The organism is Flavobacterium panici (genome assembly GCF_903819335.1).
Lineage (GTDB): Bacteria > Bacteroidota > Bacteroidia > Flavobacteriales > Flavobacteriaceae > Flavobacterium > Flavobacterium panici.
In genome coordinates this window covers 418,768-433,048 of the sequence record NZ_CAIJDE010000034.1, presented here as the reverse complement: position 1 = coordinate 433,048, position 14,281 = coordinate 418,768, and the positions used below count along the sequence as shown (strand labels likewise).

13 protein-coding genes are annotated in these 14,281 nt (G+C 34.4%); 10 read left to right on the top strand and 3 right to left on the bottom strand.

Annotation, left to right across the window (positions count from 1 at the left end; translation table 11 throughout):
• Positions 1-90: 90 nt before the first annotated feature.
• The 7 genes from ruvC to FLAPXU55_RS08085 all read left to right on the top strand — a co-directional run bounded on the left by ruvC (position 91) and on the right by FLAPXU55_RS08085 (position 4,845).
• Entirely contained in the window at positions 91-645 is a 555-nt protein-coding gene (ruvC, locus tag FLAPXU55_RS08115; RefSeq protein WP_180857252.1) for a crossover junction endodeoxyribonuclease RuvC, read from the top strand.
• Positions 646-715: 70 nt separating this feature from the next.
• Positions 716-1,873 (top strand): radical SAM family heme chaperone HemW, encoded by a 1,158-nt coding sequence (gene hemW / locus FLAPXU55_RS08110; RefSeq protein ID WP_180857251.1) that lies wholly within the window; start codon positions 716-718, stop codon positions 1,871-1,873.
• Positions 1,874-1,951: 78 nt separating this feature from the next.
• The gene (locus FLAPXU55_RS08105) at positions 1,952-2,719 is read left to right on the top strand and encodes a cyclase family protein (protein ID WP_180857250.1); all 768 of its coding nucleotides are present in this window, start codon (positions 1,952-1,954) and stop codon (positions 2,717-2,719) included.
• A gap of 217 nt (positions 2,720-2,936) precedes the next feature.
• Complete coding sequence (locus FLAPXU55_RS08100; protein ID WP_053469965.1) at positions 2,937-3,335, top strand: GNAT family N-acetyltransferase; 399 nt, start codon at positions 2,937-2,939, stop codon at positions 3,333-3,335.
• Positions 3,335-3,685: a DUF4260 domain-containing protein gene (locus FLAPXU55_RS08095; protein ID WP_180857322.1), complete on the top strand. Its 351-nt coding sequence runs from the start codon at positions 3,335-3,337 to the stop codon at positions 3,683-3,685. Before FLAPXU55_RS08100 ends, FLAPXU55_RS08095 begins: the two co-directional genes overlap by 1 nt.
• 8 nt (positions 3,686-3,693) lie before the next feature.
• Positions 3,694-4,065, top strand: coding sequence for an MmcQ/YjbR family DNA-binding protein (locus FLAPXU55_RS08090; protein ID WP_180857249.1), 372 nt, complete (start codon positions 3,694-3,696; stop codon positions 4,063-4,065).
• Positions 4,066-4,137: 72 nt separating this feature from the next.
• Positions 4,138-4,845, top strand: coding sequence for a PH domain-containing protein (locus tag FLAPXU55_RS08085; RefSeq protein WP_180857248.1), 708 nt, complete (start codon positions 4,138-4,140; stop codon positions 4,843-4,845).
• A 136-nt stretch (positions 4,846-4,981) separates the two neighbouring features.
• Here the strand turns inward: FLAPXU55_RS08085 and FLAPXU55_RS08080 are convergent, their stop codons facing one another.
• On the bottom strand, positions 4,982-6,082 hold the full coding sequence (locus tag FLAPXU55_RS08080; RefSeq protein ID WP_180857247.1) for a DUF4407 domain-containing protein: 1,101 nt from the start codon (positions 6,080-6,082) through the stop codon (positions 4,982-4,984).
• Positions 6,083-6,314: 232 nt separating this feature from the next.
• Between FLAPXU55_RS08080 and FLAPXU55_RS08075 the strand changes: the two genes are divergently transcribed.
• Positions 6,315-9,125 (top strand): TonB-dependent receptor, encoded by a 2,811-nt coding sequence (locus FLAPXU55_RS08075; protein ID WP_180857246.1) that lies wholly within the window; start codon positions 6,315-6,317, stop codon positions 9,123-9,125.
• 75 nt (positions 9,126-9,200) lie between these two features.
• Positions 9,201-10,259: a phytase gene (locus FLAPXU55_RS08070; RefSeq protein WP_180857245.1), complete on the top strand. Its 1,059-nt coding sequence runs from the start codon at positions 9,201-9,203 to the stop codon at positions 10,257-10,259.
• A 221-nt stretch (positions 10,260-10,480) separates the two neighbouring features.
• Here FLAPXU55_RS08070 and pckA read toward each other — a convergent pair whose 3' ends face one another.
• Together pckA and FLAPXU55_RS08060 are read right to left on the bottom strand one after the other, a co-directional pair.
• Positions 10,481-12,085, bottom strand: a complete 1,605-nt coding sequence (gene pckA / locus FLAPXU55_RS08065; protein ID WP_180857244.1) for a phosphoenolpyruvate carboxykinase (ATP) — start codon at positions 12,083-12,085, stop codon at positions 10,481-10,483.
• A gap of 206 nt (positions 12,086-12,291) precedes the next feature.
• Complete coding sequence (locus tag FLAPXU55_RS08060; protein ID WP_053469957.1) at positions 12,292-12,678, bottom strand: DUF423 domain-containing protein; 387 nt, start codon at positions 12,676-12,678, stop codon at positions 12,292-12,294.
• Between the two features lie 186 nt (positions 12,679-12,864).
• On the opposite strand from FLAPXU55_RS08060, the gene FLAPXU55_RS08055 reads away from it, so the two are divergent.
• Positions 12,865-14,229, top strand: a complete 1,365-nt coding sequence (locus tag FLAPXU55_RS08055) for a saccharopine dehydrogenase family protein (RefSeq protein ID WP_180857243.1) — start codon at positions 12,865-12,867, stop codon at positions 14,227-14,229.
• The last annotated feature ends 52 nt before the right edge of the window (positions 14,230-14,281 follow it).

The window sequence follows — 14,281 nt, the reverse complement described above, 5'->3', positions numbered from 1 at the left end:
TCACAAAGAATTCACAAAGACACGCAGAGATATAAAAACTTTGTGAGTCTCTGCGAATTCTTGGCGAGGCTTTGTGTAACCCAACAAATAATGACAAAAGAACGCATCATATTAGGAATTGACCCCGGAACCACAATTATGGGTTTTGGATTGATCAGGGTCATCAACAAAAAAATGGAATTTTTGCAGTTAAACGAATTGCAATTGTCCAAATACGACAATCATTACCAAAAACTAAAAATCATTTTTGAAAGAACCATTGAATTAATTGAAACGCATCATCCAGATGAAATCGCGATTGAAGCACCTTTCTTTGGTAAAAACGTGCAGTCGATGTTGAAGTTGGGCCGCGCACAAGGCGTTGCCATGGCCGCGGGACTTTCAAGAGATATCCCGATTACGGAATACGAACCAAAAAAGATAAAAATGGCAATTACCGGAAACGGAAATGCCAGTAAAGAACAAGTTGCCAAAATGCTGCAACAACTTTTAGGTTTAAAAGAATTACCTAAAAACCTCGATTCGACAGATGGTTTAGCAGCAGCGGTTTGTCATTTCTTTAATTCTGGGAAAATTGTGGCTGGAAAAACTTATACTGGCTGGGATGCTTTTGTAAAACAGAACGAGGATAAAATTCGAAAATAGTTTATAGTCGCAGTCACAGTTTACAGCCAAACTGAGACTGAGACTGTAAGCTGAGACTGAACACTAAAAAATGAGCGGTATCTACATCCATATTCCTTTTTGCAAGCAGGCTTGCCATTATTGCGACTTTCATTTTTCGACTTCGATGAAAAAGAAAGACGAAATGGTTTTGGCTTTGGCCAAAGAAATTGCTATGCGCAAAAACGAGTTTGAGCTTCTCGACTCCGCTCGTAGTGACAACGAAATTGAAACCATTTATTTTGGCGGCGGAACGCCTTCTGTATTATCAAATGATGAAATCAACTTTTTAATTTCAGAAGTTTATAAAAACTATAAAGTTTCAGAAAATCCGGAAATTACTCTTGAAGCAAATCCGGATGATTTATCTGCTGAGCGAATTTTGGAATTATCGAAAAGTCCGATAAATAGATTAAGTATTGGGATTCAGTCTTTTTATGAAGAAGATTTGAAGATGATGAATCGCGCCCACAACTCGGCGGAAGCCAAAAAATGTCTGGAAGAAGCAACCAAATATTTTGATAATATTTCGCTCGACTTGATTTACGGAATTCCGGGAATGAGCGATGAAATGTGGAAACAGAATATCGAAACGGCTTTGAGTTTTGGTATTCCGCATATTTCGAGTTATGCTTTAACGGTTGAACCAAAAACAGCTTTGAGCAAATTAATTCAAACCGGAAAAATTGCGGAACCTCAAGACGAAGCAGCTTCAAACCATTTTATGATTTTGGTTGAAACACTTCAAAAAAATGGCTTTATTCATTACGAATTATCCAATTTTGGAAAAGAGAATTATTTCTCCAAAAACAATTCGGCTTATTGGTTAGGCAAAAAATACATCGGAATCGGGCCTTCTGCTCATAGTTATGACGGAATAAAAAGAGGTTGGAATATTGCTAATAATTCCTTGTATTTAAAATCAATTCAGAATAATGAACTTCCAATTGAAACTGAAATCCTGACTATTTCAGATCGTTACAATGAATATATAATGACAGGATTACGAACAATTTGGGGCGTTTCTTTAGAAAGAATTGAGAATGAATTTGGTTTGGAATACTTGAATTATCTAAAAAAACAATCTCAGAAATTTTTAAACGACGATTTACTTTCTATTGAAAATAACATCTTAAAACCAACTCCAAAAGGAAAATTTTTAACGGATGGAATTGCAAGTGATCTGTTTTATTTAAATTTGGAAGACTAAAATTAGCCACGAAGGCACAAAGGCGCAAATCAATTAAACTTTGTGACTTAGCATCTTTGCGGCATAAAACCTAAACTTGTGTTAGCCAAAATCAACGACTTCGAAATCGACTTATCAAAACCTATTGATATCTCTATTCCATTAACCAATACAGACGAAAACCCGATTGCCTGGTATATCGAAAAACCGGTTATTGAACCTGTAGTTTTTGGCGATTGGGTTGGGAAAGTTTCGGAAGGAAAATCTTCTACGAATTTCAATAATATCTTCTTCAATCCGCATGGGCATGGAACACATACGGAGTGCTTGGGACATATTACAAATGATTTTTTCAGCATTAATCAATCGCTTAAACAGTTTTTCTTTTTTGCTAAATTGATTACGGTTGAGCCGGAAAAAATTGGTGATGATTTTGTAATAACTAAAGAGCAAGTTCAAAAAGCGTTGAGCGCTTCGACTTCGCTCAGCGTGACAAACGAGGCTTTAATTATTAGGACAATACCAAATCAAAAAGATAAAAAATCAAGAAAATATTCGAATACAAATCCGCCATATTTGTCTGAAGAAGCTGCGATTTTCATCCGCGAAAGCGAAATTCAGCATTTATTGATCGATTTACCAAGTGTTGATAAAGAGCATGACGAAGGTAAATTATTAGCACATAAAGCGTTTTGGAATGTAAAAGACACGCATAATCTAAATAATGATGCAAGATTGAATGCGACAATTACCGAAATGATTTATGTTCCAGACGAAATTGAAGATGGAAATTACATACTAAACTTGCAAATCGCTTCGTTTGAAAACGATGCAAGTCCTAGCAAACCAATATTATATAAAATTTAAAGGTTGCCACGAATTTCACAAATTTTCACGAATTAATCCTGCTTTTTTTGCCACAGATTAAAGGATTAAAAATGATTAATCTGTGTAAATCTTTTTAATCTGTGGCAGATAAAAAAAAGAAATTAGAGAAAATTCGTGAAATTGCTTCGCCTGTTCGCTATCGCTCGGGTCGTGGCAAAAAAAATCTAAAATCTGAACTCTAAAATCTAAAATTAAAATGATAACTGTTTCAACAGATAAAACCAAACTCGACGTTCCGTTTATACAAAACTTTTTAAAAGATATTTATTGGGCAGCGGGACGAACTATTGAAGAAGTGCAGACAACAATTGATGCTTCGATTTGTTTTGGAATTTATTTAAATGACAAGCAAATTGGCTTTGCGCGCGTGATTACCGATTATGTTGTTTTTGCATATTTAATGGATGTTTTTATAACCGAAGAACATCGCGGAAAAGGATATTCGTCGATTTTAATTGAAACGATGATGAATGAACCGCAACTTAAAGATGTCAAGATTTGGAGATTGGCGACAAGTGACGCTCACTTTTTATACGAGAAATTTGGATTTACAAAACTGAATCATCCTGAAAAAATGATGGAAAAAATAGTATGATGAACACAATTATTAAACTCGAAGAAACGGCTTTATTTATTCTAGGAATATTTCTTTTTAACCATTTAAATTACGATTGGTGGTGGTTTTTAGTTTTAATATTGGCTCCGGATTTATCTATGATTGGATATGTTTTTGGAAATAAAATGGGCGCATTTTTCTATAACCTTTTTCACCATAAAGGAATTGCGCTTTTAATTTATGCTTTAGGATATTATTTAAGTATTGAAAGCCTTCAATTAGCCGGAATTATTTTATTTTCACATTCGGCAATGGATCGTGTTTTTGGTTACGGATTAAAATATGAAAAGGGTTTTAAATACACACATTTAGGTGAAATTGGTAAATAATAAATGATATGAATTTAGAAATGTTTTACGAATATTGTCTTTCAAAAAAAGGCGCAAGCGAGCATTTTCCTTTTGATGAAGATACTTTGGTTTTTAAAGTAGGCGGTAAAATGTTTGCTTTATCTTCTTTATCTCAATGGGAAAAAAATGAAGCTTCGGTCAATTTAAAATGTGATCCAGACCGCGCGCAGGAACTCAGAGCTGAATATGATCAGATAAAACCGGGATTTCATATGAGTAAAGTGCATTGGAATACGGTTGCATTAAACGGAAATCTTCAGGATAAATTCGTTAAAGAATTGATAGATCATTCGTATGAATTGGTTTTCAAAAGTTTGACAAAGAAAATTCAGAATGAAATTATCGAATTAGAAAATTAGGCATTACATTTGCATGGTAAGAAAAAAAACTTAGCAACTTAGTTACTATATAACTTAGCAACTTATACAACCATGAAAGAACAATTTAAAAAATTTCTAAACGAAGAACAAGATCCAAAAGCGATTGAAAAAATCACTTCAAAACTCAACGATTTGTTAATGAAAGGCGAAGAAGTTGGATACATCGCAGTGCAAAAAAAGCCTGCAATTACTGTTTTTCCTGATAGTATTGTATTAACAAACAAACGTATCATTATCTGTAAACCTAAAAATTTAGGTCTTTCTATGGATTTTACAGATTATACTTGGGATGATATTGCAAGTACTTTTGTAAAAGAAAATATCTTAGGTTCTGAATTTTCATTTGGTACAAAAACAGATTTAGCTGTTTCTATTGATTATATTCCGAAAATTCAGGCTAGAAAAATTTATACTTACGCTAAAGAACAATTGGATTTATTAAAAAATCCAGTTTCTGCAGGAACGCCAGTTCAGGAAGTTGCTGAACCTGTTTTTGAAGAGGAAACTGACGAAGTTGAAGAAGTTGAAACGGAAGAAGTAACAAACTTTGCTGAAATTTTACCAGCAGCGCCAGTATATACTGAAACTTTTGAACCAATTCAGCCAGCACAGCCTTCAACCGGAGATCGTAAATTAAGCGAATTATCTAAAGAAGAACTTTTTGATAAATTACAGAACTACAAAAAACTTCTTGACAATGGTTTAATCATGCAGGGAGAATATGATGCTTATAAAAAAGAGATTTTAAGTTACATGTAATTAGTCTTAAAGTTGGAAAGTCGAAAGTCATAAAGTCTCTTTCCTTCTAAATAATAAAAGCCAGAAATAGAAAATTCTATTTCTGGCTTTTTACTTTTTTATATGACTTTAAGACTTTCGACTTTCCAACTTTAGACTAAAGCGTAGCCTTTTGTTTGTCTAAAAAGTTATGCGATTGTAATTCTAATAACTCTTTTGCGTTTTTTCGCTGTAAATCGTACAGCCCTTTATCTTCGGCAATATCAGCGTATACTCTGTCATGCATTTCTGCACTTGTTTTCATTAATAATTCACGTTGGTATTTATTTTGTTCCAAAGTAGCTTTCATCGCTGTTTCGGCTTCTTCTTGTTTAAAGTCGAATTCTCCTTTTGGCGCTAATAATTTTGCAATAATTGGAGACGTTTCGATTGCCAAAAACAACAGCATTATAAAAAATGACGGAAGCCACGGTAATTTATTTAACGCATTGATACGCGCCATTAATCCGTCGAAACCTTCGATGATAGGCTGAGTCTGCGAAACTTTTTTATCTAAATCGGTTTGAAGTTGTTTGCCTGCTTTTTCTTTTTCGGCAATTTTAGCTTCGTTTGTCTTTTTCAGCGTTTCAAATTCTTTTAAAGATGCATCGTGTTTTTCGCGTTTTTCTTTATAAACCGGGCCTTTTCCTAATTTCTTAGTTCCGGCAGTTCCTTCAGCTTCTGTAATGTAAGTCGAATAAAGAGCGTTTACTTCTTTTTCTTTCTTTACAATATCAGCTTTTAAAGCCGCAATCTCAGCTTTATTTTTATCTAAATCTGTTTTGAAATACGTTCCAATTTGCTTTTTATTGGCTAATTCCATTTCGTTTTTTTCTTTCAATAAAACGGTATTGATTTCTTTTTCGAAGATTTTAATTTCCAAAGGTTTCGAAATTACAATAGCAATAATAATCGCCAGCATAATACGCGGAGTCGCCTGCAGAAATTCATCCATAAAGCGGTCTCTCTTTTTAATTGTAGAAACGATAAATCGGTCTAAATTAAAAATCAATAAACTCCATACAAACCCAAAAATTAAAGCCGGATAAATAGAGTCGAAAACGGTGAAAAGCGCATAGGCACTGGCTAAAAACGCCATTACAGCGGTAAAGAATACGGTGGCGCCAATACCAACATATTTGGTTTGTTCGCCTTCTGAACATCCTTCTAATAAATCTCGGTCGGCACCGGAACAAAGGATAAAAAATTGTTTTAACATGATTGATGATTTTTGATTGTGATTGATAGGGCAAATTTAACGCCAAATTTTCAATTACGTTCAAAATATCGATTTGTTTTTAGCTGCAAATCAATTATTTGAGACATAAATGTTAGTTAAACATTAATAAGAATAAGGAATAACTGACTAATCATAACACTATGTTAATTTTTTTAAAGGGTTTTAGTAATACTAAGAGTCTAGTTTCGCAAAGAATCAAACTAAACACACAATGAAAAAAATCAATTTATTACTAATGTTCTTATTTTTAGCCGTTTCGGGTTATGCGCAAAAAGCGATAATTTCCGGAAAAGTGCTGGATGCGGACGACAAACTTCCGCTGCCGGGAGCTATGGTCCAGATTATTGGAGAAAACAAATACACGATTTCTGACTACAACGGCCGTTTTGAATTATTAAATATTAATGCAGGGACTTATAAAGTTGAAGTAAAATATATTGGATATACTTCTATAACTCATGAAATTACTGTTGAACAAGGCAAAAACAATGTTTTGGATTTTGCTCTTAAAACTTCTGGAACGGAGTTGAATGAAGTTGTTGTTGGAGATATCTTAAAAGGTCAGGCAAAAGCGCTGAATCAGCAAAAAAACAATAAAAACATCGGAAACGTAATTTCGTCAGACCAAATGGGCCGTTTTCCAGATGCCAATGTTGGAGACGCTTTAAAACGTGTTCCCGGTATTACAATGCAAAATGATCAGGGTGAAGCTCGTAATATTATTATTAGAGGTTTAGCTCCGTCTTTAAATTCTGTGACTTTAAATGGAGACAGAATTCCTTCTGCAGAAGGAGATAACAGAAACGTGCAAATGGATTTAATTCCTTCTGATATGATTTCTACAATTGAAGTAAACAAAACGTTGACTTCAGATATGGATGCCGACGCTATTGGAGGTTCTGTAAACTTAATTACAAGAGCAACTCCAAACGGGGAAAGAATTTCTGCAACACTTGCGGGAGGTTATTTACCAATTCGCGAACACGCAAGTTACACGGCAGGTTTTGTATACGGAAATCGTTTTTTCGATAATAAATTAGGAGCTGTTTTTAGCGGTTCTTATAATAATGTTGATTACGGATCTGATAACGTAGAAAACGAATGGGTAAAAGATGATTTTGGAAATGAATATTTACAAGCTTCAGAAATTAGAAAATATAACGTACAGCGTATTCGCCGCAGCGGATCGATTGCTTTAGATTATAAATTTGACGAAAACAACACCATTTTTGCCAATGCCATTTACAACTGGAGAGATGACAGAGAAAACCGTTTTAGAACGACTTATGATGATATCGAACCAATTTACAATGGTGAACAAATTACAGGATTTGAAGGTCGTGTAAAACGTGAAACTAAAGGCGGACTTGACAACAGTCGTAACAAAAGCAGAAGATTAGAAGATCAGCGTGTACAAAATTATTCTATTCGCGGAGAGCATTTAATCAACTCAAAATTAGATTTAGACTGGTCTGCAAATTATGCAAAAGCCAGAGAATATCGTCCGGGAGAACGTTATATCGAATACCGCCAGACAGGTTTAGAAATGACTGAAAATTTTTCTGATTTAAAATTTCCATTGGTTACAACAACTGGAGAAGCTTTAGATCAATTTGAATTTGATTCGGTTTCTGAAAATACAGACGAAACAAGCGAGAGCGAATTTGGAGCAAAAGTTAATATTCGTTTTCCTTTTACTATTATTCCAGCTCAAAAAGGAAGATTAAGAACTGGTCTTAGACTTCGTTTGAAAGAAAAAGAAAGAAATAATACTTTCTTTACTTACGAACCAATTAATGACGGAATGGGTTTATTATCTGAAATTTCGACAACTACTTTTGATGGTAAAAATTTCAATCCGGGAACTAAATATATACCGGGAACTTTTGCTTCGGCTAATTTCTTAGGAAATCTTGACCTGAACAATCCAGCTTTATTTGATAAAGAATCAGATCCTTCAGAATTTTTAGCGGTAAACTATAATGCAAAAGAAAGTATTTATGCCGCCTATGTAAGATGGGATCAGGATTTTAACGATAAACTTTCGATGGTTTTAGGTTTCCGTTTAGAGAATACTCATATTGATTATACAGGAAACAGAGTTTTAGATGAAGAAGAATTAGAGAGTAAAATCAACACGACAAACTCTTACACTAATTTAATGCCGAGCATTTCATTTCAATATAATGCTACTAAGGATTTAGTTTTAAGAGCCGCTGCAACTACGGCTTTAGCAAGACCAAACTATTATGCATTAGCCCCTTATGTAAACAATATCGCTTCTGATAAAGAAATTACAGCCGGAAATCCAGATCTTGACGCAACATACTCCTACAATTATGATTTCATGGCTGAGAATTATTTCAAATCGGTTGGTTTAATTTCCGGAGGCGTTTTCTACAAAAGATTAAATGATTTCATTTACAATTACAGTGATAATGAATACGACAGTGTAAAATTTGCAAATGATTTCCCTAATCAGACAAACCCAATTCCGGTTGGTGAAAACTGGTCATTTTTACAATCACGAAATGGCGATACCGTTGATGTTTACGGATTTGAAGTTGCTTTTCAACGTCAGTTAGATTTCCTTCCTGGAAAATTCTTAAAAGGTTTTGCCGTTTATTTAAACTATACGTACACAAAATCTAAAGCAAAAGGAATTTCCGATGAGGATGGAAACGAAAGAAAGGATATCAGCCTTCCGGGAACTACTCCGCATATGTTGAATGGATCTTTATCTTGGGAAAACAAACGTTTTTCTGCAAGAATTTCAACCAACTTTACATCTGATTATTTAGATGAATTAGGTTCAGAGTCTTATAAAGACAGTTATTATGATAAACAGTTTTTCTTAGATGCAAATGCTGCTTTCAAGATTACGCCAAAACTTCGTCTTTTTGCCGAAGCTAATAACTTAACAAATCAGCCATTACGTTACTATCAAGGAATTGAAACACATACAAAACAAGTAGAATATTACCAGGCTCGTTACAATTTTGGGTTGAAATTAGACTTGTAATAATCCATTTATAAATTTCTTAAATTAGACAGGACTTTGCCGTTCTGTCTAATTTCATTTAAAATAAAACACCTAATGAAAAACAAATCTATACTTGCTTTTTTATTTTTAAGCCTTTCATTTACAGCTTGTAAAGACGATAAATTAGCGCCAATTCAACCAAATGCGGTAAAACCAACAACGGTTACCGAAGCTTTACCTCACGATACAGATGATCCTTCAATATGGATTAACCCAACAGATGCAACAAAAAGTATTATTGTGGGAACGGATAAAGATACTGACGGCGGTTTGTATGCTTTTGATTTGAATGGAAAAATCCTTAAAAAATCAATTGTTTTACAACGTCCAAATAATGTTGATATTGCTTACGGGCTAATCATAGACGGAAAAAAAGTAGATATTGCCGTTACGACAGAACGTGAAACGAACAAAATTAGAATTTTCAGTTTACCTGATTTAGAACCAATTGATAATGGCGGAATTCCGGTTTTTGAAGGTGATGCAGAAAGAGATCCGATGGGAATTTCTTTATACACACGTCCAAGCGATCAGAAGATTTTTGCTATTGTGGGAAGAAAAACGGGTCCGACAGGAAGTTATTTATGGCAATATGAACTTTCCGGAAACGGAAAATTTGCTGCTGCAAAAGTGGTTCGCAAATTCGGAACTTACAGCGGTAAAAAAGAAATTGAAGCGATTGCTGTTGATAACGAATTAGGTTTTGTTTATTATTGCGACGAACAAGTTGGAATTAGAAAATACAAAGCTGATCCGGCTTTAAATGATAATAAAGAATTGGCTTTCTTTGGTCAAAAAGACTTTAAAGCAGATCACGAAGGAATCGCGATTTACAAAAAAACAGATTCTACAGGATATATTTTAGTTTCAAATCAGCAGGCAAATTCTTTTATGGTTTATCCGAGAGAAGGCGCAAAAGGAAATCCAAACAAGCATACTTTATTGGCAGAAGTTCCAACGTCAACAATTGAATGCGACGGTGCCGATGTTACAAGCGTAAACTTAGGTCCAAAATACAAAAACGGACTTTTCATAGCCATGAGCAACGGAATGACGTTTCATTATTATGCATGGGATTTGATCCAGAAACGTATTGATGAAGGGAAGAAATAAAGTGGTCAGTAGTCAGTTTTTTAGTGATCAGTTTTTAAAATGACGATAAATTTTGTCAGGCTGAGCGAAGTCGAAGCCCCGAAACTTAAAAGCTCTTCGACTTCGCTCAGAGTGACATTGCAACCGTACCATGACTGAACACTAAAAATCTGAACACTGCATACTAAAAAAAAGCTGTTCATAACTGAACAGCTTTTTTAATTTGAATTAAATAATTCCTCTTATTCTGTAATCGGTGCGCCTGCTAAGATTTCAGCATTTGCAAACTCTTCAAATTTGGCAAAATTAGCTTTGAATTTCTGAGCTAATTCCAGCGCTTTTTTATCGTATAAATCTTTGTCTTCCCAAGTATTTCTAGGATTTAAAATTTCCTCTGGAACGTTAGGACAAGATTGTGGTTTTGCAATTCCAAATACTGTGTGATTTTTGTATTCTACATTATCCAGTTCTCCGTTTAATGCAGCTGTAATCATCGCACGAGTATATTTTAGTTTCATACGGCTTCCTGTTCCGTATGCACCGCCAGTCCAACCAGTGTTGATTAACCAAACTTTTACATCAGCATCTTTCATTTTTTTGCTTAACATTTCAGCATATTTTGTTGGATGTAAAGGCATAAAAGGCGCTCCAAAACAAGCAGAGAAATTAGGTTGTGGTTCTGTAACTCCAGCTTCTGTTCCTGCCACTTTTGCTGTATATCCAGAAATAAAATGATACGCAGCCTGTCCCGGAGTTAATCTTGAAATTGGAGGCAGAATTCCGAAAGAATCTGCTGTAAGGAAAAATATATTTTTTGGGTTATGACCAATAGAACCCGGCTGAATATTGTCAATATGTGTTATTGGGTAACTTACACGAGTATTTTGAGTGATTGAAACATCATCATAATCCACCTCTTTAGTTCCCGCTTTGAAAACCACATTTTCTAAAAGCGCACCTTTTTTGATTGCTCTGTAAATGTCCGGTTCATTTTCTTCTGTTAAGTTGATTACTTTAGCGTAACATCCGCCTTCGAAGTTGAAAACAGTATTTTCGCCAGTCCATCCGTGTTCATCGTCTCCGATTAATTTACGTTCCGGATCTGCAGATAAAGTAGTTTTTCCTGTTCCGGATAATCCGAAGAAAATGGCTGTATCTCCGTCTTTACCAACATTGGCACTGCAATGCATTGGTAATGTATTTTCGAAAACCGGTAAAATGAAGTTTAAGGCAGAGAAAATTCCTTTTTTCATTTCTCCTGTATAACCAGTTCCGCCAATTAAGGCTACTTTTTTAGTAAAATCTAAAATAGCAAAGTTAGACTGACGTGTTCCATCTACAGCAGGATCTGCCATGAAACTTGGAGCACAAACTACAGTCCATTCTGGAGTAAAGTTTGCCAATTCAGACTCTTCTGGTCTTAAGAACATATTGTAACAGAACAAATTTGACCAGGCTGTTTCGGTTACAACGCGAACGTTTAGTCTATAATTTGGATCTGAACACACGTATGCATCACGAACAAAAACCTCTTTGTCTGATAAAAACTTAGTTACCTTATTATATAATTTCTCAAAAGCTTCTGGTGAAAACGGAATATTTACATTCCCCCACCATACTTTATCTTCTGTAATGCTGTCTTTTACAATAAAACGATCTTGTGGAGAACGTCCTGTAAATTCACCTGTATTAATTGCCAAAGCACCTGTAGAGGCCTCAACACCTTGTCCTGACTGCACAGTTATTGCATGCAGTTCATCTGCTGATAACTGGTAACGAACCGTTGCATTTTCTATTCCTAATTCTTTTAACGAAATCGATTGCGCGAAAAGTGTGTTATTGTCCATAAATTTAATGTTGTGTTGTATGTTATTTTTTGGTGCAACAAAATATAATTTTACTTATTCTTAAACGTAAAGTCCAAGTTTGCAAATTGTTATATTTTTTATCAAAGGAGATAAAAAGCAATAAAAATTCACATAAGTAACGTTATATGTTAATTATGAGACAAAATTAAAGATTAATTTTTACACAGAATTTTTTTTTCTGGATTTTATGATTTTTTCCTCAAAATAGTAAGAAATAATACCGCCCAGCCAATAATTAATAAAAATCCGCCCAAAGGTGTTGCGAATACGATAATTTTAGAATCAAAAACTGTAAGACTTTTAGTAGCTAATAAATAAATAGATCCGCTAAAGAGAACAACACCGGCAACAACTAAATTATAGATTGTTTTTAATGTTTTTTCGGCGATGTCTTTTCTGGTTGAAAGAAAAAGTAAAAAAAGAGCGTGGTACATTTGGTAACGAACCCCAACTTCAAAAGTGTTTAACTCTTCGACAGCCAGATATTTCTTTAATAAATGCGCTCCAAAAGCACCAAAAATAATGGCTAACATTCCTATAAAGGCTCCAGTTAAAACTATTCTTCTTTTCATATTTTCCAGATTTTTAATTTCAAACAAAAATACTTCATCCTATTCAATATTCATTTTAGTTTTTAAAATATTTCAGCTCTTAAAATGACTTTTTTGTTCGATTTACGAATTAAATAATTATCATTTTTGAAATTATATTTGTTATATTTATAACATTTTAATATGTTTGTGTTAAATATTAGAGTTATGAGAAGCGTTTTAATAATTGGAGCAGGCAGATCAGCATCTTCGCTGATTCGTTACTTACTTGCAAAATCAGAAACCGAAAACCTGCATCTTGTTGTTGCCGATTTGTCTTTGGCTTTAGCCGAGAAAAAAACACAAAAACATCCAAACGCAACTCCTATTGCTTTAGATATTTTTAATACAGAAGAAAGACGTGCTGCTATTGAAAAAGCTTCGATTGTGATTTCAATGCTTCCGGCACATTTACATATCGAAATTGCAAAAGACTGTCTGCAGTTTAAAAAACATCTTGTAACCGCATCTTATATAAGTGATGCGATGCAGGCTCTTGATGAAGAAGCCAAGAAGAGCAACCTGATTTTCATGAACGAAATTGGTCTTGATCCAGGAATAGACCATATGAGCGCCATGAAAGTTATTGACGAAATCACTTCAAAAGGTGGTAAAATGCTTTTGTTTGAATCGTTTTGCGGCGGTTTAGTCGCTCCCGAATCTGATAATAATTTATGGAATTATAAATTTACCTGGGCGCCTCGAAATGTGGTTTTGGCCGGACAAGGCGGAGCAGCAAAATTTATTCAGGAAGGCACTTATAAATATATTCCGTACAGCGCATTATTTCGCCGGACAGAATTTCTTGAAGTCGAAGGTTACGGAAAATTTGAAGCGTATTCTAACCGTGATTCGCTTAAATACAGATCAATTTACGGACTTGATGATGTACTGACCTTATATAGAGGAACAATTAGAAGAGTTGGTTTTTCGAAAGCGTGGAATATGTTCGTGCAACTGGGAATGACAGATGATAGTTATGTTATCGAAGATTCTGAAAACATGAGCTATCGTCAATTCATGAATTCGTTTCTTCCTTATCACCCAACAGATTCTGTTGAAATCAAGACACGTTTTATCCTTAAAATTGATCAGGACGATATTATGTGGGATAAACTTTTAGAATTGGATTTATTCAACCCAAACAAAAAAGTAAACCTGCCAAATGCTACTCCGGCTCAAATTTTAGAAAAAATCTTAACCGACAGCTGGGCGCTTGAACCAGATGATAAAGATATGATCGTGATGTATCATAAATTCGGTTATGAATTAAACGGCGATAAAAAACAAATCGATTCAAAAATGGTTTGCATTGGCGACGATCAAACTTATACGGCGATGGCAAAAACAGTCGGACTTCCGGTTGCGATGGCAACTTTGCTGATTTTAAACGGAAAAATTACAACTCCGGGCGTTCAGCTTCCGATAAAAAAAGAAGTTTACGAACCAATATTAAAGGAATTAGAAGAGTACGGCGTTATTTTTAACGAACAAGGAGTACCTTATTTTGGATACAATCCGGATTTATTTTAATCCAGATCTCACTTTTTTATTTTTAGAATTTTTTTTAGTTTATTTTTCCGCT

Excerpts from the sequence above, each read along its gene's own strand:
- FLAPXU55_RS08070 (WP_180857245.1), top strand. The coding sequence starts at position 9,201 with ATGAAAAACAAATCTATACTTGCTTTTTTATTTTTAAGCCTTTCATTT.
- hemW (WP_180857251.1), top strand. The coding sequence starts at position 716 with ATGAGCGGTATCTACATCCATATTCCTTTTTGCAAGCAGGCTTGCCAT.
- FLAPXU55_RS08095 (WP_180857322.1), top strand. The coding sequence starts at position 3,335 with ATGAACACAATTATTAAACTCGAAGAAACGGCTTTATTTATTCTAGGA.
- FLAPXU55_RS08060 (WP_053469957.1), bottom strand. The coding sequence starts at position 12,678 with ATGAAAAGAAGAATAGTTTTAACTGGAGCCTTTATAGGAATGTTAGCC.
- FLAPXU55_RS08085 (WP_180857248.1), top strand. The coding sequence starts at position 4,138 with ATGAAAGAACAATTTAAAAAATTTCTAAACGAAGAACAAGATCCAAAA.
- FLAPXU55_RS08100 (WP_053469965.1), top strand. The coding sequence starts at position 2,937 with ATGATAACTGTTTCAACAGATAAAACCAAACTCGACGTTCCGTTTATA.
- FLAPXU55_RS08055 (WP_180857243.1), top strand. The coding sequence starts at position 12,865 with ATGAGAAGCGTTTTAATAATTGGAGCAGGCAGATCAGCATCTTCGCTG.
- ruvC (WP_180857252.1), top strand. The coding sequence starts at position 91 with ATGACAAAAGAACGCATCATATTAGGAATTGACCCCGGAACCACAATT.
- FLAPXU55_RS08090 (WP_180857249.1), top strand. The coding sequence starts at position 3,694 with ATGAATTTAGAAATGTTTTACGAATATTGTCTTTCAAAAAAAGGCGCA.
- pckA (WP_180857244.1), bottom strand. The coding sequence starts at position 12,085 with ATGGACAATAACACACTTTTCGCGCAATCGATTTCGTTAAAAGAATTA.
- FLAPXU55_RS08080 (WP_180857247.1), bottom strand. The coding sequence starts at position 6,082 with ATGTTAAAACAATTTTTTATCCTTTGTTCCGGTGCCGACCGAGATTTA.
- FLAPXU55_RS08075 (WP_180857246.1), top strand. The coding sequence starts at position 6,315 with ATGAAAAAAATCAATTTATTACTAATGTTCTTATTTTTAGCCGTTTCG.